Raw genomic sequence first — 20,016 nt, 5'->3', positions numbered from 1 at the left:
AACGAGCGCCGGTCAATGCTTCAGCGAATCGCCGGTCGCGTCGGCCGGCTTGGTCTCCGCGACCTTCTCGGCCGGAGGCGTTGCCGCCTCCTCGTCCGGCAGCGCCTGCGGATAAGCCTCCAGCGCCACTTCCAGCACGCGGTCGATCCAGCGGACCGGGACGATCTCCAGCTGGTTCTTCACGTTCTCGGGAATGTCCTGCAGGTCCTTGACGTTCTCTTCCGGAATCATCACGGTCTTGATGCCGCCCCGGTGGGCCGCCAGGAGCTTCTCCTTCAGGCCACCGATCGCCGTCACCTCGCCGCGCAGCGTGATCTCACCGGTCATCGCCACGTCCGCACGCACCGGAATGCCGGTCAGCGCCGACACGAAGGCCGTCGTCATCGCGGCGCCCGCGCTCGGGCCGTCCTTCGGCGTCGCGCCATCGGGCACGTGGATGTGCACGTCGCGCTTCTCGAAGAGCTCGTCCTTGATGCCCAGGCGGCGCGCCCGCGACCGCACCACCGTGCGTGCCGCCTCGACCGATTCCTTCATCACGTCGCCCAGCGAGCCGGTGCGGATGATGTTGCCCTTGCCCGGCATCGCGGTGGCTTCGATGGTCAGCAGGTCGCCGCCCACTTCCGTCCACGCCAGACCGACCACCTGGCCGACCTGGTTCTTCTTCTCGGCGCGGCCAAAGTCGTACTTGCGCACGCCCAGGAACTCGTTGAGGTTGTCCTCGGTGACCACCACCTTGCCGGTGAAGGTCTTGAGCTGCAGGCCCTTGACGACCTTGCGGCAGATCTTCGAGACCTCGCGTTCGAGCGAACGCACGCCGGCTTCCCGCGTGTAGTAGCGGATCACGCCGCGGATCGCATCCTCGGTGACCTCGAGTTCCTCTTCCTTCACGCCGTTGTTGCCGCGTTGCTTGGGCAGCAGGTAGCGCTGGGCAATGTTGACCTTCTCGTCCTCGGTGTAACCCGACAGGCGGATGACCTCCATCCGGTCCAGAAGCGCCGGCGGGATGTTCAGCGAGTTCGACGTCGCCACGAACATCACATCGCTCAGGTCATAGTCGACCTCGATGTAGTGGTCCGCGAAGGTGTGGTTCTGCTCGGGGTCCAGCACCTCCAGCAGCGCCGACGACGGGTCGCCGCGGAAGTCCATGCCCAGCTTGTCGATCTCGTCGAGCAGGAACAGCGGATTGCGCGTGCCGACCTTGGACAGGCTCTGCAGCACCTTGCCCGGCATCGAGCCGATGTAGGTGCGGCGGTGACCGCGGATCTCGGCCTCGTCGCGCACGCCGCCCAGCGCCATGCGGACGAACTTGCGGCCCGTGGCGCGCGCCACCGACTGCCCCAGCGAGGTCTTGCCCACGCCAGGAGGCCCGACCAGGCACAGGATCGGCGCCTTGACCTTGTCCACGCGCTGCTGCACCGCGAGGTATTCAAGGATGCGTTCCTTGACCTTGTCCAGGCCGTAGTGGTCCTCGTTCAGCACGGCCTCGGCATTGGCCAGGTCGTGCTTGATCTTGGTCTTCTTCGACCACGGCAGGTTGACCAGCGTGTCGATGTAGTTGCGCACGACGGTCGCTTCGGCGGACATCGGCGACATCAGCTTGAGCTTCTTGAGCTCCGCCTCGGCCTTCTTGCGCGCTTCCTTCGGCATGCGAGCAGCCTGGATCTTCTTCTCCAGCTCCTCCATGTCGGCGCCTTCCTCGCCGTCGCCCAGTTCCTTCTGGATGGCCTTGACCTGTTCGTTCAGGTAGTACTCGCGCTGCGACTTCTCCATCTGGCGCTTGACGCGGCCACGGATGCGCTTCTCGACCTGGAGGATGTCGACCTCGTGCTCGAGCAGGTCCAGCAGCTTCTCCAGCCGCTTGCCCACTTCGGACAGGTCCAGCACCGACTGCTTGGCGTCGAGCTTGAGCGGCAGGTGCGCGGCGATCGTGTCGGCCAGGCGACCGGCGTCATCAATGCCGGCGATGGACGTCAGGATCTCGGGCGGAATCTTCTTGTTCAGCTTGACGTACTGGTCGAACTGCTGCGTCACCGCGCGGCGCAGCGCCTCGACCTCGGGCTGGTCGTCGGCTTCCGGCGGGATCGGCAGGACCTCGGCGGTGAAGTGCTCCTCGCCGTCCTCGATCTTGTTGGTCGTGGCGCGCTGCAGGCCCTCGACCAGCACCTTCACCGTGCCGTCGGGCAGCTTCAGCATCTGCAGGATGCTGGAGACGCAGCCCATCTCGAACATGTCGTCGGGCTTGGGCTCGTCCTTGCCGGCGGCCTTCTGCGCGACCAGCATGATCTGGCGCCCTGCTTCCATCGCCGCTTCCAAGGCCTTGATGGACTTGGGACGGCCCACGAAGAGCGGGATCACCATGTGCGGGAAGACGACCACGTCGCGCAGCGGCAGCAGCGGCAGCGTGATGGGTTCCGCGGGGAGGATCGGATGACCGGACATGAAAACCTCTCTTTCTCAGGCCCATCTAGGGCCCGAGCTACCAATTACAAGGTGCCGTTCAATAGCCTTTGAGCAATTGCCTTCCACAAGGGGTCATGGCAAGCAGATCGCCCGGCGTGTGATCGCGACCTCAGGCGCTCGCCTTGGTTTCGCGATAGACCAGCAACGGCTTGGTGTCCTCGTCGATGTTGTGCTCGTCCAGCACGACTTTGGCGACGCTGTCCAGCGAAGGCAATTCGAACATGGTGTCGATCAGCGCGTGCTCGACGATCGAACGCAGGCCGCGGGCGCCCGTCTTGCGGGCCAGGGCCTTGCGCGCGACGGCGCTCAGCGCCGACGGCCGCACTTCCAGTTCGACGCCGTCCATCGAGAACAGCTGCTGGTACTGCTTGACCAGCGCGTTGCGCGGCTCGGTCAGGATTTGCACCAGCGCGTCCTCGGTCAGCTCGCCGAGCGTGGCGATCACCGGCAGGCGGCCCACCAGCTCGGGGATCAGGCCGAACTTGATCAGGTCGCCCGGTTCCACTTCACGGAAGAGTTCGCCGACCTTCTTCTCGCTCTTGCTCTTGACCGAGGCGCCGAAGCCGATGCCCGACTTCTCCGAGCGGTTCTGGATGACCTTCTCGAGGCCGTCGAACGCGCCGCCGCAGATGAACAGGATGTTGGTCGTGTCGATCTGGAGGAAGTCCTGGTTCGGATGCTTGCGGCCGCCCTGCGGGGGGACCGACGCCATCGTGCCTTCGACCAGCTTCAGCAGCGCCTGCTGGACGCCCTCGCCCGACACGTCGCGGGTGATGGAGGGGTTGTCCGCCTTGCGGCTGATCTTGTCGATCTCGTCGATGTAGACGATGCCGCGCTGGGCGCGCTCGACGTCGTAATTGCAGTTCTGGAGCAGCTTCTGGATGATGTTCTCGACGTCCTCGCCGACATAACCGGCTTCGGTCAGCGTCGTCGCATCGGCGATCACGAAGGGCACATTCAGCACGCGGGCCAGGGTCTGGGCCAGCAGCGTCTTGCCCGAGCCGGTCGGCCCGATCAGCAGGATGTTGCTCTTGGACAGCTCGACGCCGTCCTTGGTGTCGGCCGCGTGGCGCAGCCGCTTGTAATGGTTGTAGACCGCGACGGAGAGCGTGCGCTTGGCGACGTCCTGGCCGATCACGTACTGGTCCAGCGTCGTCTTGATCTCGCTGGGCACGGGCAGGTCCGACTTGCTCGCGCGACCGCCGGCCGCGGCCTCGGCCGGGACCTCGTCACGGATGATGTCGTTGCACAGCTCGATGCATTCGTCGCAGATGAACACCGACGGGCCCGCGATCAGCTTCTTGACCTCGTGCTGGCTCTTGCCGCAGAAGGAGCAGTACAAGACTTTTTCGCTGGAATTGCCTTTTTTCTCGGCCATGGGAGTGCTGCTGGGGCTGGGGCTGCTGGAGGGCTGCGGGGAATACAGGCAAGTGCCTGCATTGATGATAGTTCAATTGCCGGCACCACCCTTGGGGGGATAAAAGCCCCTAAGAGTGGTCAGTTGGCGCGCTCGACCGGCGGTCAGTTGCTGCACCGCGGCGGCAGTTCCCGGTGGCATCGCCGGGCAGCGGATTCCACGGGAGAACGCCGCCGCCGGCGTCAGGAAGCGCATGGTGCGGGATCCGGGCCGCGGCCCACGACCACCACGGGACACCGCGGCGGACTGAATCCCGCGTCGCGATCAGGGACGCTTCTCGATGACCTGGTCGATCAGGCCATAGGTCGACGCCTCGGCGGCCGACATGAAATAGTCCCGCTCGGTGTCGGCCTGGATCTTCTCCAGGCTCTGGCCGGTGCGCTCGGCCAGGATGCGGTTGAGCTGTTCGCGGGTCTTGAGGATCTCGCGGGCATGGATCTCGATGTCCGTGGCCTGGCCCTGCGCGCCGCCCAGCGGCTGGTGGATCATGATCTTGGAGTTCGGCAGCGCGAAGCGCTTGCCCTTCTCGCCCGCGGCCAGCAGGAAGGCGCCCATCGAGGCCGCCATGCCCATGCACAGCGTCGAGACCTGCGGCTTGATGAACTGCATCGTGTCGTAGATCGACATGCCCGCCGAGACACTGCCGCCCGGCGAGTTGATGTACAGCGAGATCTCCTTGTCCGGGTTCTCGCTTTCCAGGAACAGCAGCTGCGCGACGACGAGGTTGGCGACGGCGTCATTCACCGGGCCGACCAGGAAGACGATGCGCTCGCGCAGCAGGCGGCTGTAGATGTCGTAGGCGCGCTCGCCGCGGCCCGACTGTTCGATGACGATGGGCACCATGCCCAGGTTGCTGGTTTCAAGCGCGCTCATGAAATCCTCTGAATTGGTTCGAGATCACGACAAACCATTATGTCGTGCGCTCCATCCCCTTGCCGCCGCGCGGCCCCGTCGAAGCGGGATCGCGCCGGCGGCTGCGCCGGGGAAAGAAAAAGGCGCCGGCCTCGCGGCCAGGCGCCTTACTTGGCGATGAGTTCCCGGTGAATCAAGGGCGATGCCGGGAAAGCCCGCGCCAGATGGCGTCGAGCCGGCCGATCAGGCCGTGGCCATCAGCTCATCGAAGGGCAGCTGCTTGTCGGTGACCTTGGCCTTGCCCAGGATGAAGTCGGTGACGTTGTTCTCGATCACGACGGCTTCGACCTCGGCCATGCGCTCGCGGTCCGACAGGTACCAGCGCACGACTTCCGCCGGCTTCTCGTAGCTCTGCGAGATTTCCTCGATGTGGGCCTGCAGTTGCTCGGGCTTGGCCTGCAGGTTCTGCGAACGGACCAGCTCGGCCACGACCAGACCCAGGCGCACGCGCTTCTCGGCCTGCTCGTTGAACAGCTCGGCGGGGATCGGGGCCTTGTCGGCGTCCTTGATGCCGCGCTTCTTCAGGTCCTCGCGGGCGTTGGCGACCATGCGCTCGGCTTCGCCGGCGACCAGCGCCTTGGGCACGTCCAGTTCGGCCTTGCCGACCAGCGCGTCCATCGCGGCGCCCTTGTTCTTGGCCAGCACGCGGAACTTCACTTCACGCTCGAGGTTCTTCTTGATGTCGGCGCGCAGCGCTTCGACCGTGCCTTCCTTGATGCCCAGGGCCTTGGCGAAGGCCTCGTTCACTTCGGGCAGGTGCTGGGCCTCGATCTTCTTGACCGTGACCAGGAAGTCGGCTTCCTTGCCGGCGACGTCCTTGCCGTGGTAATCGGCCGGGAAGGCCAGCGGGAAGGTCTTGGACTCGCCCGCCTTCATGCCGCGCACGGCCTTCTCGAAGGCCTCGAGCATCTGGCCTTCGCCCAGCAGGAACTGGAAGCCGTCGGCCTTGCCGCCAGCGAAAGGCTCGCCGTCGATCTTGCCTTCGAAGTCGATGGTCACGCGGTCGCCGTCGGCGGCCACGTCCGCCGCGCCGCGCTGGGCGAACGAGCGGCGCTGCTTGCGCAGGATCTCGACGGTCTTGTCGATGGCTTCATCGGTCACGTCGGCGGCGACGCGCTCGATCTCGGCCTCGGCCAGGTCGGCGATCTTCACTTCCGGGTAGATCTCGAAGGTCGCGTCGAAGGCCAGTTCGCCTTCGGCGGCCGTGTCCTTCTGGGCGATGGTGGGCATGCCGGCCACGCGCAGCTTGGCTTCGTTGGCGGCGACGGTGAAGGCCTCGCCCAGCTTGTCGTTCACGACCTCGTACTGCACCTGCGCGCCGTAGCGCTGCGCCACGAAGGACATCGGCACCTTGCCGGGGCGGAAGCCGTCGGCCTTGACGGTGCGGGCCAGCTTCTTCAGGCGGGACTCGACCTCGGTGTTGATGTCAGCGGCCGCCAGCGTGAGCGTGATGCGGCGTTCGAGCTTTTCGAGAGTTTCGACGGTGACAGCCATAGTGGACTCGGAATCAGTTGGAAGTGTGGTGCGCGGGGCCGGACTCGAACCGGCACGCCCGTGAAGGCGTCAGGACCTAAACCTGGTGCGTCTACCAATTTCGCCACCCGCGCCGGGTGATGGGGGCTCGTCGCGATCGCTGCGCGCAGTCCTGCGCGGCGGGCCCTTGGTAATTCGGAGATGCGAGAGAAGAGCCCAGGGCCCTGCCGTCCGCGATCCGGAAAACCGGCGATTGTAATCAAGGATTCAGCCGATTCCCACGGCCGCCCCCGCCCCTCCCGGGCGGGGGTTAACCCCCGAAGGCCGGAGGCCTGGGGGCCTCCGGCCTCGCCGGTTCAATGCGTCGACGGGGCGATGCCGGCGTCCTTGTCGCGCTCGACGCGGAACCAGGCCGCGTACATCGCCGGCAGCGCCAGCAGCGTCAGCACGGTGGCGACGATCAGGCCGCCCATGATGGCCACCGCCATCGGCCCCCAGAACACGCTGCGCGACAGCGGCACCATCGCCAGCACCGCGGCGGCGGCGGTCAGCGCGATCGGACGCAGCCGTCGCACGGCGGACTCCACGATGGCCTGCGCCGGTGGCACGCCGCGGCCGCGGTCCTGCTCGATCTGGTCGATCAGGATGACGGAGTTCCGCTGGATCATGCCCATCAGCGCAATGACGCCCAGCAGCGCGACGAAACCGAAGGGCCGGTTCAGCAGCAGCAGCGCGGCCGACACGCCGGCGATGCCCAGGAAGCCGGTCAGGAAGGCCAGCATCGCCCGCGAGAAGCTGTGCAGCTGCAGCATCAGCAGCGTGAAGGTGATGAACAGCATGATCGGCACGCCGGCGGCGATCGAGCCGGTGCCCTTGCTGCTTTCCTCGACCGCGCCGGCGATCGAGATCGAGTAGCCGGGCGGCATCTCCTTCTGCATCGCGTCGAGCGCGGGCCAGAGCTGGCTGGTCACCGTCGCGCCCTGCAGGCCCTCGATGACGTCGCCCTGCACGGTGATCGCGAACTGGCGGCTCTCGCGGTGCATCACGCCAGGCTCCCAGGTGAACTGCGGCTTGGCGATCTGCGTCAGCGGCACCGAGCGGCCCGAGGCGGTGGGCACGTAGGCGTTGGCGAGCTCCGACAGCGTGTCGCGCTCCTGCACCGGCTGGCGCAGGACGATGTCGATCAGCCGGTCGGCCTCGCGGTACTGCGACACCGTCGTGCCCGACACCAGGATGCGCGCCGCCTGCGCGATGCTCTGGCTGGTCACGCCCAGCGCCCGCGCCTTGTCCTGGTCGACTTGCAGGCGCAGGACCTTGATGGCCTCGTTCCAGTTGTCGTTGACGCCCACCATGTTGGGGTTGGCGCGCATCTGTTCCTTGGCGCGATCGGCGTAGATCCGCAGCTGCGCGGGATCGTCGCCGGCGATGCGGAACTGCACCGGATACGGCACCGGCGGCCCGTTGGGCAGCAGCTTCACGCGGCCGCGCACCTCGGAGAACTCCTCGGCCAGGATCTGCGGCAGCTTGTGGCGCAGGGTCTCGCGGTCGGCCGGCGTCTTGGGCAGGATGATGGCCTGGCTGACGTTGGTGTTGGGCAGGATCTGGTCCAGCGGCAGGTAGAAGCGCGGCACGCCCGAGCCCACCCAGGTCGCGATGCTGCCCACCAGCGGCTCCTTGGCCATGCGGGCCTCGAAGCGCTTGGCCACGACGTTGCTCTGCTCGATCGTGGCGCCCTCGGGCAGCCACAGGTCGACCAGGATCTCCGGCCGGCTCGAATCCGGGAAGAACTGCTGCTGCACCTTGCCCATGCCGGCCAGGCCCAGCACGAACACCAGGATGGTCAGGCCGATGGTCTTCCAGCGGTGGTAGACGCACCACGCGACCCAACGGCGGAAGCGGTTGTAGAACGGCGTGTCGAAGACCTCGTGGGCCTCGCCTTCATGGCCGGCGCGGGTCTTGAGCAGCAGCGCGCCCAGGTAGGGCACGAAGTAGACCGAGACGATCCACGAGATCACCAGCGCCGCGGCGGTCACCGCGAAGATCGCGAAGGTGTATTCCCCGACGGTGGACTTGGCCAGGCCGATGGGCAGGAAACCCACCGCGGTGATCAGCGTGCCGGTGAGCATCGGCTTGGCGGTGGCGTCGTAGGCATACGTCGCCGCATGCATCTTGTCGTAGCCCTCCTCCAGCTTGCGCACCATCATCTCGACCGCGATGATGGCGTCGTCGACCAGCAGGCCGAGCGCGATGATCAGCGAACCGAGCGAGATCTTGTGCAGCCCCACGCCGGCATACAGCATCACCACGAAGGTGATGGCCAGCACCAGCGGGATGGTGATGCCGACCACCAGGCCCGGCCACACGTCGATGCGCAGCGGCTTGGTGTGCAGGCCCAGGCTGATGAAGCTCACGCCCAGCACGACGATGACGGCCTCGATCAGCACGTGGACAAACTCGCCGACGGAGGTCTTCACCGCGGCGGGCTGGTCCTGGATCTGCTGCAGCGTGATGCCGGCGGGCAGTTGCTGCTGCAGCCGCTTGACGGTGGCCTGCAGCGCCTTGCCCAGCGCGATGATGTCGCCGCCCTTGCCCATCGACACGCCCAGGGCCACGACCTGCTTGCCGTTGAAGCGCACCATCGTCGTGGCCGGGTCGACATAACCGCGGCGCACCGTGGCGATGTCGCCCAGGCGCAGGCTGCTGGCGGCGCCGGTGGTCGGGTTGGTGCCACGGATCGGGAAGTCGCTCAGCGCCTGGACGGAATTGAGCTGGCCCTCGATGCGGATCTGCACGTTGGCGCTGCTGGCGTCCATGACGCCGGCGCTCTCGACCGCGTTCTGCGCGTTGAGCTGCGAGACCACCTGGTTGAAGTCCAGGCCCAGTTCGGCCAGGCGCTTCTGCGAGATCTCGATGAACAGCTTCTCGGCCTGCACGCCGAAGAGGTCGACCTTGGCCACGTCCTGCACGCGCAGCAGCTCGGAGCGCACCGCCTCGGCCTGCTGGCGCAACTCCTCGATCGAGAAGCCGCCGTCGGAGGACAGCGCGAAGATGGAGCCGTAGACGTCGCCGAACTCGTCGTTGAAGAACGGCCCCAGCACGCCCTGCGGCAAGGTGGGCTTGAGGTCGCCGATCTTCTTGCGGACCGTGTACCAGAGCTGGGGCACCTCGCCCGGCGAAGTGTTGTCCTTCACCTGGAAGATGGTCAGCGACTCCCCCGGCTTGGTGTAGCTGCGGATCTTGTCGGCATGCGGCACCTCCTGCAGGGTGCGCTCGATCTTGTCGGTGACCTGCTCGGCCATCTGCTGCGGCGTCGCGCCGGGCCAGTAGGCCTGCACGACCATCGCGCGGAAGGTGAACGGGGGGTCTTCGTCCTGGCCCAGCTGGAAGTAGGCGGCGAAGCCCAGCACCATCAGCACCACCATCAGGTAGCGCGTCAGCGGGGCATGCTCCAGCGCCCAGCGCGAGAGGTTGAAACCGGCGCGGCTCGGGTTGCTCATTCAGCGCTCCCGAGGATCAGCGAGACGCGGCGGCGGACGGCGCGGGCGAAGGCGAGCCCTCGACCGGCGTGCCCGGCGGGCGGAAGCGCTTGACCTTCTGGCCGGGCGTCAGCACATGGCCGCCGGCGGCCACGATCTCCATACCGGGCGCCAGGCCCTGCACCACCAGCTCGTTGCCTTCCGCACCGACGACGGTCACCGGCCGGGGCTGCACGGTCATGGTCTTGGGGTCCAGCAGCAGCACGGCGCTCTTGCCTTGCGATTCCATCACCGCGCTCAGCGGCAGCTTGATCGCGTTATCCGAGGGCGTGCCGGTCAGGATCACCGTGGCGGTCTGGCCCAGGCGGACGTTCTGGTCGTTGAGTTCGGCCTTCACCAGGAAGGTCCGCGTCACCGGATCGGCGGCCGCGGCCAACTCGCGCAGCTTGATCGGCTGCGGTTCGGCCTTGGTGTCGGTCCACAGGCGCACCTTCAGCCCGTCGGGCCGCGCCGCGGCGGCGCGCACCAGCGCGACCTGGTCCTCGGACACGGAGAAGACGATGTCCCGCGGGCCGTCGTTGGCCACGCGCACCACCGGCGTGCCGGCGGCCACGACCATGCCGGGCTCGGCATCGATGCCGGTGACGACGCCGGGCGCGTCCGCCACCAGGCTGGAGTACTGCGCTTGGTTGCGCTGCACGTCCGATTGCGCGCGCGCCGATTCATATTGCGCCTGCGCGGCCTTGAACGCGGCATCGCGGCGGTCCAGTTCGGCGGCGCTGATGAAGCCCTGCCGGTGCAGGTCGATGTAGCGCCGGTAATCGGCGCCGAGCTGGTCGCGGTTCACCCGGGCCGCCAGCACCGAGGCCTTGGCCGCCTCCTGCGCGAGCACCAGGTCCGAGCTGTCGATGCGCGCCAGCGTCTGGCCCGGCTTCACCACCGAGCCCAGGTCCACGCGGCGCTCCAGGATCTTGCCGGCGACGCGGAAGGACAGCCGCGACTCGACGCGGGCACGGACTTCGGCGGCGAACTCGCGCTGCAGGCCGGCCGATTGCGGCGTCAGCACCAGCGTGCGCACGTAGCGGTCGGGCTCCGGCGGCGGCGCCTGCTTGCCGCAGGCCGCGAGGACCACGACGGCGATCGCCGCCAGGCCGCCGGTCAGCGCGCGGCCCCAGGTTCCGGCAACCCAGGTTCCGGAAACGGCACGCCCGGACGGCGCGAGGGACGCCAGGCCGGGCGCGGCGGCGGGCAGGGACACAAGAGACCGTTGGGGCATGAACACCTCGACAAAGCCGCGGCGCCCCTGCGGGGCACCGGAGTAACTGACTGACCGGTCAGTAATGTATTCAGCGTGTCCGGACGTGTCAAACCGACGGCGTACGGTTCGCCGGGGTACTGCTCGTGTACTGCGGTTCTTGACGTTCCCGGGGAACGGCGCGGGGATCGGGGCGTCAGGTTGTCGGAAACGGCATCGCCGCTCAGCGGAGAATGCCGGCCGTGAGCATAGAGCACTACGAAAACTTTCCTGTCGCTTCCTGGCTGTGTCCGCCGGCGCTGCGTCCCGCGATCATGGCGATCTACGGCTTCGCGCGCACCGCCGACGACCTCGCCGACGAAGGCGACGCCAGCGCCGTCCAGCGACTGCGCGACCTCGCCGATTACCGCGCAGACCTGCGCGCGGTGGCGGCGGGCCGGGCGCCCTCCCCGCGCTGGGCCGCGCGGGTGTTCGCGCCGCTGGCGCGGGCGATCGCCGAGCATCGGCTGCCGCTGCCCTTGCTGGAGGACCTCCTCGACGCCTTCGAGCAGGACCTGGTCAAGACCGACTACGCCACCCGCGCCGAACTGCTGGACTACTGCCGGCGCTCCGCCAACCCGGTCGGGCGGCTGCTGCTGCACCTGTACGGCATCGACGACGCCGACGCGCTGAGGCAATCGGACGCGATCTGCTCGGCGCTGCAGCTGATCAATTTCTGGCAGGACTTCACCGTCGACGGTCCGCGCGGCCGGATCTACGCGCCGCTGGAGGACCGCCGGCGTCACGGCGTCGAGGGACAGGACCTGCTGTCCCTGCGCGACAGTCCGGCGGCGCGGGCGCTGATCGCCGAGCTCTGCGCCTGGGCCCGCGCGCTGATGGCGGACGGGGCGCCGCTGGTCCACCGGATCCCGGGCCGGGCCGGCTGGGAGCTGCGCTTGGTGGTACAAGGCGGCCTTCGCATTCTCGACAGGCTGCAGGCGATGCGCTTCGCCGCCCTGCTGCGGCGCCCCACCGTCAGCGCCGCCGACGCGCCCCTGTTGCTGTGGCGCGCGCTGACGATGAATGCGACCCCCAGCAACACCCGCCGCGAAGGGACGGCGCGATGAGCACCAAGACCGACAAGACCCCCGATGCGACGGCCAGCGCCGGCGCCGCCTCCACGCCGGAGCAGTACGTCCAGCAGAAGGCCGCCGCCAGCGGCTCGAGCTTCTATTACGCCTTCCTCTTCCTGCCGCCGCCGCGGCGCGCGGCGATCACCGCGTTCTACGCGTTCTGCCGCGAGGTCGACGATGTCGTCGACGAGGTCTCGGATCCCGGCGTGGCCGCGACCAAGCTGGCCTGGTGGCGCAAGGAAGTCATGAGCGCCTTCAACGGCCAGCCCTCGCACCCGGCGATGAAGGCGCTGCTGCCGCACGTGAAGGACTACGACATCCGCGTCGAGCACCTGCTGGCCGTCATCGACGGCTGCCAGATGGACCTGGAGCAGACGCGCTACCTGGACTTCGCCGGCCTGCAGCGCTATTGCCACCTGGTGGCGGGCGTGGTGGGCGAGGTGGCGTCGGGCATCTTCGGCCGCACCGACGCCCAGACCATCGCCTACGCCCACAAGCTGGGCCTGGCGATGCAGCTGACCAACATCATCCGCGACGTCGGCGACGACGCGCGCCGCGGTCGCATCTACCTGCCGGTGAGCGAGCTGCAGCAGTTTGACGTCAAGGCCCACGAGATCCTCAAGCGCGACGCGCCCTGGGGCTACAGCGACCGTTTCCTGGCGCTGATGAAGTTCCAGGCCGAACGCGCGCACCGCCTCTACGACGAGGCCATGGCGCTGCTGCCCGAGGCCGACCGCAAGGCGCAGAAGCCCGGCGTCATGATGGCCAACATCTACCGCACGCTGCTGCGCGAGATCGAGGCCGAGCAGTTCCAGGTCCTGCAGCAACGCATCGCGCTGACGCCGCTGCGCAAGCTGTGGATCGCGATGAAGACCAACTGGCGCGGGCGCTGAGGTGACCCGCATCGCCGTCATCGGCGGCGGCTGGGCCGGCTTGGCTGCAGCCGTGGAGGCGGTCTCGCTGGGCGCCGCCGTCACGCTGTTCGAGATGGCGCCGACGCTCGGCGGCCGGGCGCGCAGCCTCGAAGGCAGCGAGCCGGCGCTGGACAACGGCCAGCACATCCTGATCGGCGCCTACACGGCATCGCTGGCGCTGATGCGCCGCGTCGGCGCCGACCCCGAGGCGGACCTGCTGCGCATGCCGCTGCGGCTGCGCTATCCCGACCGCGAAACCCTCACCCTGCCCGCCGGCCTGCCCACGCTCGCCTTCCTGCGCGGGGTGCTGGGCTGTGCGGCCTGGTCCTGGCCCGACCGGATGCGGTTCCTGATGGCGAGCAGCGGCTGGACGATGCGCGGCTTCCGCTGCGACCCGGCGCTCACGGTGGCCGAGCTCTGCGCCCGCCTGCCGCGCGCGGTCCGCGACGACCTGATCGATCCGCTGTGCGTCGCCGCCCTGAACACCCCGGCGTCGCAAGCGAGTGCGCAGGTCTTCCTGCGCGTGCTGAAGGACGCCCTGTTCAGCGGCCCAGGGAGCGCGGACCTGCTGCTGCCACGGCGCGGCCTGAGCGCCCTGCTGCCGACACCGGCACGCGACTGGCTGCTGGCGCGAGGCGCCCAGCTCCGCACGCAGCGCGTTCAAAGGGTGGAGGCATCGGGGCGCGGCTGGCTGGTCGACGGCGAGCCGGCCGATGCCGTCGTCGTGGCCTGCAGTTCGGTGGAGGCGGCCCGGCTCACCCGCGACCTCGCGCCGCGCTGGAGCGCCATCGCCGGCGCCTTCGAGTTCCAGCCCATCGTGACCGTCTACCTGGAAAGCGCCGGCTCGGCGCTGCCCGCGCCGATGGTCGCGCTGCGCGAATCCGCCACCGAGCCGGCGCAGTTCGCCTTCGACCTGGGCCAGCTGGGCCAGCATCCCGGGCTGTTCAGCCTGGTCATCAGCGGCGCGGCGCCCTGGGTCGAACGAGGCCTGGAAGCGACCGGGGCCGCAGCGCTCGAACAGGCCATCCGGCACCTGCCCTGGCAGCGTGCGCCGAGGCTGGTCCGCGTGCTCAGCGAGAAGCGCGCGACCTTCGCCTGCACGCCAGGTCGCATTCGTCCCGAGGCGCCGATCGCGCCGGCGCTGTGGGCCGCCGGTGACTACCTGGCCGGCCCCTATCCGGCGACGCTGGAAGGCGCCGTGCGCAGCGGGATCACCGCAGCCCGTTCCGCAATGCGGCAATCCGGGACTGACGCCACCTCCTGAGGGGGATTCATCGCGGCGCCACGCACCGCTGATGGGCAAAAGCGACGGAATGCGCCCGCTAGATGCGGCTCTCGGTTTCGCCATGCAAAACCTGAGCGAAATCCTTCACAATCGTCCGCCATGAAGTCCAAGGAGCTCCAGACCCCCGCGATCCAGGTCCTCGAGCGCACCTTCGCGCTGCTGGACGTCCTGGCCCAGCACCAGGATCCGGTGTCGCTGAAGTTGATCAGCGAAACCACCGGCCTGCATCCCTCCACCGCCCACCGCATCCTGAACGACCTGGCGCTGGGTCGCTTCGTCGACCGCCCGGAGGCCGGCAGCTATCGGCTCGGCATGCGGCTGCTGGAACTGGGCAACCTGGTCAAGGCGCGGCTGGACGTCCGCGAGGCGGCCATCGGCCCGATGCGCGAGCTGCACAAGCTGACCCATCAGCCGGTCAACCTGTCGGTGCGCCAGGGCGACGAGATCGTCTACATCGAGCGGACCTATTCCGAGCGCAGCGGCATGCAGGTCGTGCGCGCGGTCGGCGGCCGGGCACCGCTGCACCTGACCTCGGTCGGCAAGCTCTTCCTGGCGAGCGACGATCCCCAGCGGGTGCGCGCCTACGCGACCCGCACCGGCCTGTCGGGCCACACCCGCAACAGCCTGACCGACATCAGCCAGCTCGAGCGCGAGATGGCGCTGGTCCGCCAGCGCGGCGTCGCACGCGACGACGAGGAGCTCGAGCTGGGCGTGCGCTGCATGGCCGCCGGCATCTACGACGACCAGGGCAAGCTGGTGGCGGGGCTGTCGATCTCCGCGCCCGCGGACCGGCTCGAGGAAGGCTGGCTGCCGCGCCTGAAAGAGACGGCGACGCGGATCTCCGCCGCGCTGGGCTTCCGCGGCTGAATTCCGCGCGACCCCGCGCGCGACCACGAAAAAGCGGACCCGAGGGTCCGCTTCTGCATTCAGCCGGAGGCAGCTTGCTCCGGGGCGCTCCGGCGATTACTTCGCCGACACCGCCGGGATCACGGCCGCAGTCGTCGCGGCGGCGGGGGCCGTCGCCACGCCCGCCAGCGGCGAGGCGGCACCGGTCAGCCACTTGCGGACGCGTTCAGCGTCGCCGATCCGGGAGTATTTCCCGGCGGAGTCCAGGAACACCATGATCAGCTTGCGTCCGGCCAGTTGGGCCTGCATGACCAGGCACTGCCCCGCTTCATTGATGAAGCCGGTCTTCTGCAGGCCGATGTCCCAGTCGCCCTTGCGGACGAGGCCATTGGTGGTGCCGAAGCGGACCTGCCGGCGGCCCAGGGCCACGGTGTATTCGGACGAGGTCGACAGCTCGCGGATCAGCGGGAAAGCGTGAGCGACCTTGACCAGCTTGGCGAGGTCGGCCGCGCTGGACTGGTTGCGGCTGGACAGGCCGGTGGGCTCGACGTAATGGGTGTCCATCATGCCCAGCGCGCGCGCCTTGGCGTTCATCGCCGCGACGAAGGCCTCCAGGCCGCCCGGGTAGTTGCGCCCGAGCGCATGGGCCGCGCGGTTCTCCGAGGACATCAGCGCCAGGTGCAGCAGTTCGCCGCGGGTCAGTTCGGTGCCGATGGCCAGGCGCGACCCGGTGAACTTCTCGGTGTCCTTGTCCTCCTCGGTGATCTCGAGCTTCTCGTCGAGCGACTGGTTGGCCTCGACCACCAGCAGCGCGGTCATCAGCTTGGTGATGGACGCGATCGGCAGGACGGCCGACGGGTTCTTCGAGAACAGGACCTCGTTGGTGTCCTGGTCGACGACATAGGCGACGCTGGATTTCAGGTCGAGGGGGTCCTCGGTGTCATGCAGCCCGTACATCGTCCCGAAGGACGGTTTGGACAGGGCCACTTCCCGGGCCGGTGCCGCCGCGCGGGCGGCCACCTTGCGGGGAGAGCGCGGGGCCGGTTTGGCCTTGCGCACGCTCTTCACCTTGGCTTTGGAGGACGACGCCGTGGCCGCCTGCGCCGGTTGAACCGGCACGAGACTGGCGGTCAGGCCCGTCAGCAACATGACGCCGCTGAGCGCGGCACCAGACAGCAATGTCGCAATGGTCTTCAATCCAGTCCCCAGAAGTGGGCGCGAGTTTAGGGGATCGCTGAAAGACCGGCAAGATCAATGACTTAACGCAGGCTCTTAAAGTGCCCGAATCCGTGCCATCCGACGCGGCCGGGCGGCCGGCGTGCGCTGTCCTGTCAACCTTGGGCGGCGACCCGCTCCGTTTTGCTTTGAAGCTTGTTCAGAGCGCTCAAATATGCTTTCGCGGAGGCGACGACGATATCGGGGTCTGCCCCCACGCCGTTCACCACGCGTCCGGCATGCTGCAGGCGCACCGTCACTTCGCCCTGGGATTCTGTGCTCCCGCTGGTGATCGCGCTGACCGAATACAGCAGCATTTCCGCCCCACTTCCGACCTTGCTCTCGATCGCCTTGAGCACCGCGTCGACCGGGCCGTTGCCGTCGCTCTCGGTGCGGTACTCGGTCTCGCCGGCGGCGAAAACGACCTGCGCCTGCGGGCGTTCACCGGTTTCGGAGCGCTGCGCCAGCGCCACCAGCCGGTAGTGCTCCTGGTCCTGCGTGACCGACTCGTCCATCACCAGCGCGATGATGTCCTCGTCGAAGATCTCGGCCTTGCGGTCGGCCAGGTCCTTGAAGCGAACGAAGGCGGCATTGATCTCCGCCTCGGACGCCAGCTCCACGCCCAGTTCCTGCAAGCGCTGCTTGAAGGCGTTGCGCCCCGAGAGCTTGCCCAGCACGATCTTGTTGGCGCTCCAGCCCACGTCCTCGGCGCGCATGATCTCGTAGGTGTCGCGGGCCTTGAGCACGCCGTCCTGGTGGATGCCCGAGGCATGCGCGAAGGCATTGGCACCGACCACCGCCTTGTTGGGCTGGATCACGAAGCCGGTGGTCTGCGACACCATCCGGGACGCCGCCACGATCTGCGAGGGATCGACCCGCACGTCCAGGCCGAAATAGTCGCGGCGGGTCTTCACCGCCATCACGACCTCCTCCAGCGAGCAGTTGCCGGCGCGCTCACCCAGGCCGTTGATCGTGCACTCCACTTGGCGCGCGCCGCCGATCTTCACCCCGGCCAGCGAGTTGGCCACCGCCATGCCCAGGTCGTTGTGGCAGTGGACGCTCCAGATCGCCTGGTCCGAGTTGGGCACGCGCTCGCGCAGCGTCTTGATGAACTGGCCGTAGAGCTCGGGGATCGCGTAGCCGACGGTGTCCGGGATGTTGATCGTGCGGGCACCCTCGCGGATCACCGCCTCGACGACGCGGGCCAGGAACTCCGGATCGGAGCGGTAGCCGTCCTCGGGCGAGAACTCGATGTCGTCGGTCAGGTTGCGGGCGAAGCGCACCGCCTGGATCGCCTGCTCCAGCACCTGCTCGCGGGTCATGCGCAGCTTCTTCTCCATGTGGAGTTCGCTGGTGGCGATGAAGGTGTGGATGCGCGAACGCGCCGCGCCCTTCAGCGCCTCGGCGGCGCGGGCGATGTCGCGATCGTTGGCCCGCGCCAGCGAGCAGACGGTGCTGTCGCGGATCGCGTCGGCGATCGCCTTGACCGCCTCGAAGTCGCCATGGCTGGCGGCCGCGAAGCCGGCCTCGATCACGTCCACCTTCAGCCGCTCCAGCTGCCGCGCGATGCGCAGCTTCTCGTCCTTGGTCATGGACGCGCCGGGCGACTGCTCACCGTCGCGCAGGGTGGTGTCGAAGATGATCAGTTGGTCGGACATGGGAGGCTTCCTTGCGGTGGCGGGGGCGGACCCGGTGGTCCGGGTCCCGGTCAGCGAGTTTAGGCGGCCGGCGGGCCCCGGCGGCTCAGGCCGCGATGCGGTCGGCGAGCTTGAGCACGCCGCGCTGCGAGGCGCGGCGCAGGCCCGAGACGATCGCCTTCAGCGACGCCGAGGCGATGTTGCCGTCCATGCCGACGCCGAACAGCGTGGCCTCGCCGACCCGCAGCTCCAGGTAGGCCACGGCCTGCGCATCGGCGCCGCTGCCCATCGCATGCTCGTGGTAGTCGAGCACCCGGACCTGGGTCTTGAGCAGCTTGTTCAGGCCCTCGACGAAGGCATCGATCGGGCCCTTGCCCTGGCCGTCGATCCGGACCATGCGCACGCACAGGTCGGCCTGCGCCTGCACGCGGGTCTGGCCATCCTCGCCGGTGTCGATCTGCGGATGCAGCGCCGGCGCCTGCCTGACGCCGTATTCGCGGTCGAAGATGCGCCAGAGGTCGGCCGCGCCGAGTTCCTTGCCGTTCGTGTCCATCACGCCCTGGACGATCTGGCTGAATTCGATCTGCAGGCGGCGCGGCAGCTCGATGCCGTATTCGGCCTCGAGCAGGTAGGAGATGCCGCCCTTGCCCGACTGGCTGTTGACGCGGATCACCGCCTCGTAGCTACGGCCCAGGTCCTTGGGGTCGATGGGCAGGTAGGGGATCTCCCAGACGTCGCCGTCCTTGCGGGCGGCGAAGGCCTTCTTGATCGCGTCCTGGTGCGAGCCCGAGAACGAGGTGTAGACCAGTTCGCCCACATACGGATGGCGCGGATGGACGGGAATCTGGTTGCAATGCTCGACGCAGCGGCGGACTTCGTCGATGTCGGAGAAATCCAGCCCCGGATGCACGCCCTGCGTGTACAGGTTGAGCGCGACGTTGACCAGGTCCAGGTTGCCGGTGCGCTCGCCGTTACCGAACAGGCAGCCCTCGACGCGGTCGGCGCCGGCCATCAGTGCCAGCTCGGCGGCGGCGGTGCCGGTGCCGCGATCGTTGTGCGGATGGACCGACAGGATCACGCTGTCGCGGCGTTCGATGTTCCGGCCCATCCACTCGATCATGTCGGCGTAGATGTTGGGCGTCGAATGCTCGACGGTGGTCGGCAGGTTGATGATGATCTTGCGCTCGGGCGTCGGTCCCCAGGCCGCGGTCACGGCGTCGACGACGCGCTTGGAGAAGGCCAGCTCGGTGCCCGAGAACATCTCCGGCGAGTACTCGAAGCGGAAGTCCGTCTCCGGCTGCTTCGCGGCCAGTTCGCGGATCATCGCCGTGTGGGTCACGGCCAGCTCGACGATCTCGTCCTCGCTCATGTTCAGCACGACGCGGCGCATCACCGGCGCAACCGCGTTGTAGAGATGGACGACCGCGCGCGGCACGCCGACCAGCGATTCGAAGGTGCGCTCGATCAGCGGCTGGCGGGCCTGCGTCAGGACCTGGATGGTCACGTCGTCAGGAATGTGGCCGTCCTCGATCAGCATGCGGACGAAATCGAAATCCGTCTGCGAGGCCGAGGGGAAGCCCACCTCGATCTCCTTGAAGCCGATCTTCACCAGCATCTGGAACATGCGCAGCTTGCGCTCGGGATCCATCGGCTCGATCAGCGCCTGGTTGCCGTCGCGCAGGTCGGTGCTCAGCCACAGCGGCGCCTTCGTGATCTGCGCGTCGGGCCAGCGACGGTCCGGGAGGGCGATGGGGGCGAAGGCGCGGTACTTGGTCTGCGGTTGCTTGAGCATGGGAGCGTTCCTGGTGGGTTCAGGGGCGCAACTCGCAGACTCTCCAGAAACAGAAACGGCCCGCTGCGAGTTGCATTCGGGCCGTTGATCTGGGATGAGCGTCTGGATGGACGGACGTGCGCGATCTAGCGAACCCGAGGTTCAGCTAGTAGTAGCAGCGACAGCCCGAAGGCTTGACTGGTGGAGGCGGACACGAACGTCATGGGCGTCGAATATAGGGGC

Annotated in this window: 13 protein-coding genes and 1 tRNA gene; 4 read left to right on the top strand and 10 right to left on the bottom strand. The window is 68.1% G+C overall.

The annotated features are described in order from the left end of the window. Window positions 1-12: 12 nt before the first annotated feature. The 7 genes from lon to FHT37_RS01055 form a co-directional block, all read right to left on the bottom strand. A complete protein-coding gene (gene lon / locus FHT37_RS01085) occupies window positions 13-2,439 on the bottom strand; it encodes an endopeptidase La (RefSeq protein ID WP_091722803.1) in 2,427 nt (808 codons plus the stop codon). Window positions 2,440-2,569: 130 nt separating this feature from the next. Beyond that, the gene (gene clpX / locus FHT37_RS01080) at window positions 2,570-3,838 is read right to left on the bottom strand and encodes an ATP-dependent Clp protease ATP-binding subunit ClpX (protein WP_091722800.1); all 1,269 of its coding nucleotides are present in this window, start codon (window positions 3,836-3,838) and stop codon (window positions 2,570-2,572) included. 303 nt (window positions 3,839-4,141) lie between these two features. Continuing rightward, a complete protein-coding gene (clpP, locus tag FHT37_RS01075) occupies window positions 4,142-4,750 on the bottom strand; it encodes an ATP-dependent Clp endopeptidase proteolytic subunit ClpP (RefSeq protein WP_091722797.1) in 609 nt (202 codons plus the stop codon). A 222-nt stretch (window positions 4,751-4,972) separates the two neighbouring features. Further along, window positions 4,973-6,283 carry a trigger factor gene (gene tig, locus FHT37_RS01070; protein ID WP_183478524.1) on the bottom strand — a complete coding sequence of 437 codons (1,311 nt, stop codon included), beginning with the start codon at window positions 6,281-6,283 and terminating at the stop codon, window positions 4,973-4,975. Between the two features lie 26 nt (window positions 6,284-6,309). Continuing rightward, a tRNA-Leu gene (locus tag FHT37_RS01065) sits at window positions 6,310-6,396 on the bottom strand. Between the two features lie 222 nt (window positions 6,397-6,618). Further along, window positions 6,619-9,759: an efflux RND transporter permease subunit gene (locus FHT37_RS01060; protein WP_091722792.1), complete on the bottom strand. Its 3,141-nt coding sequence runs from the start codon at window positions 9,757-9,759 to the stop codon at window positions 6,619-6,621. A gap of 16 nt (window positions 9,760-9,775) precedes the next feature. After that, a complete protein-coding gene (locus FHT37_RS01055; protein WP_310739706.1) occupies window positions 9,776-10,996 on the bottom strand; it encodes an efflux RND transporter periplasmic adaptor subunit in 1,221 nt (406 codons plus the stop codon). Window positions 10,997-11,226: 230 nt separating this feature from the next. On the opposite strand from FHT37_RS01055, the gene hpnC reads away from it, so the two are divergent. From hpnC to FHT37_RS01035, 4 genes are all read left to right on the top strand, one after another. Beyond that, entirely contained in the window at window positions 11,227-12,099 is an 873-nt protein-coding gene (gene hpnC, locus FHT37_RS01050; RefSeq protein ID WP_183478522.1) for a squalene synthase HpnC, read from the top strand. Continuing rightward, entirely contained in the window at window positions 12,096-12,998 is a 903-nt protein-coding gene (hpnD, locus tag FHT37_RS01045; RefSeq protein ID WP_091722780.1) for a presqualene diphosphate synthase HpnD, read from the top strand. The genes hpnC and hpnD overlap by 4 nt, the downstream gene beginning before the upstream one ends. Window position 12,999: 1 nt before the next feature. After that, window positions 13,000-14,283 carry a hydroxysqualene dehydroxylase HpnE gene (gene hpnE, locus FHT37_RS01040; protein WP_183478521.1) on the top strand — a complete coding sequence of 428 codons (1,284 nt, stop codon included), beginning with the start codon at window positions 13,000-13,002 and terminating at the stop codon, window positions 14,281-14,283. Between the two features lie 120 nt (window positions 14,284-14,403). Beyond that, window positions 14,404-15,171, top strand: coding sequence for an IclR family transcriptional regulator (locus tag FHT37_RS01035; protein WP_091722774.1), 768 nt, complete (start codon window positions 14,404-14,406; stop codon window positions 15,169-15,171). Between the two features lie 96 nt (window positions 15,172-15,267). Here FHT37_RS01035 and pbpG read toward each other — a convergent pair whose 3' ends face one another. The 3 genes from pbpG to leuA form a co-directional block, all read right to left on the bottom strand. Continuing rightward, window positions 15,268-16,299: a D-alanyl-D-alanine endopeptidase gene (gene pbpG, locus FHT37_RS01030; protein ID WP_183481124.1), complete on the bottom strand. Its 1,032-nt coding sequence runs from the start codon at window positions 16,297-16,299 to the stop codon at window positions 15,268-15,270. Between the two features lie 182 nt (window positions 16,300-16,481). After that, a complete protein-coding gene (locus tag FHT37_RS01025) occupies window positions 16,482-18,023 on the bottom strand; it encodes a 2-isopropylmalate synthase (protein ID WP_091722769.1) in 1,542 nt (513 codons plus the stop codon). Between the two features lie 85 nt (window positions 18,024-18,108). Beyond that, on the bottom strand, window positions 18,109-19,794 hold the full coding sequence (gene leuA, locus FHT37_RS01020; RefSeq protein ID WP_183478520.1) for a 2-isopropylmalate synthase: 1,686 nt from the start codon (window positions 19,792-19,794) through the stop codon (window positions 18,109-18,111). Window positions 19,795-20,016: the final 222 nt, after the last annotated feature.

Origin of the sequence: Mitsuaria sp. BK037 (assembly GCF_014193045.1) — a bacterium.
In the GTDB taxonomy this organism is placed as follows: Bacteria; Pseudomonadota; Gammaproteobacteria; order Burkholderiales; family Burkholderiaceae_C; genus Roseateles.
Note: the sequence above shows the minus strand (reverse complement) of the source record. Positions and strands in the feature narration are given on the sequence as shown.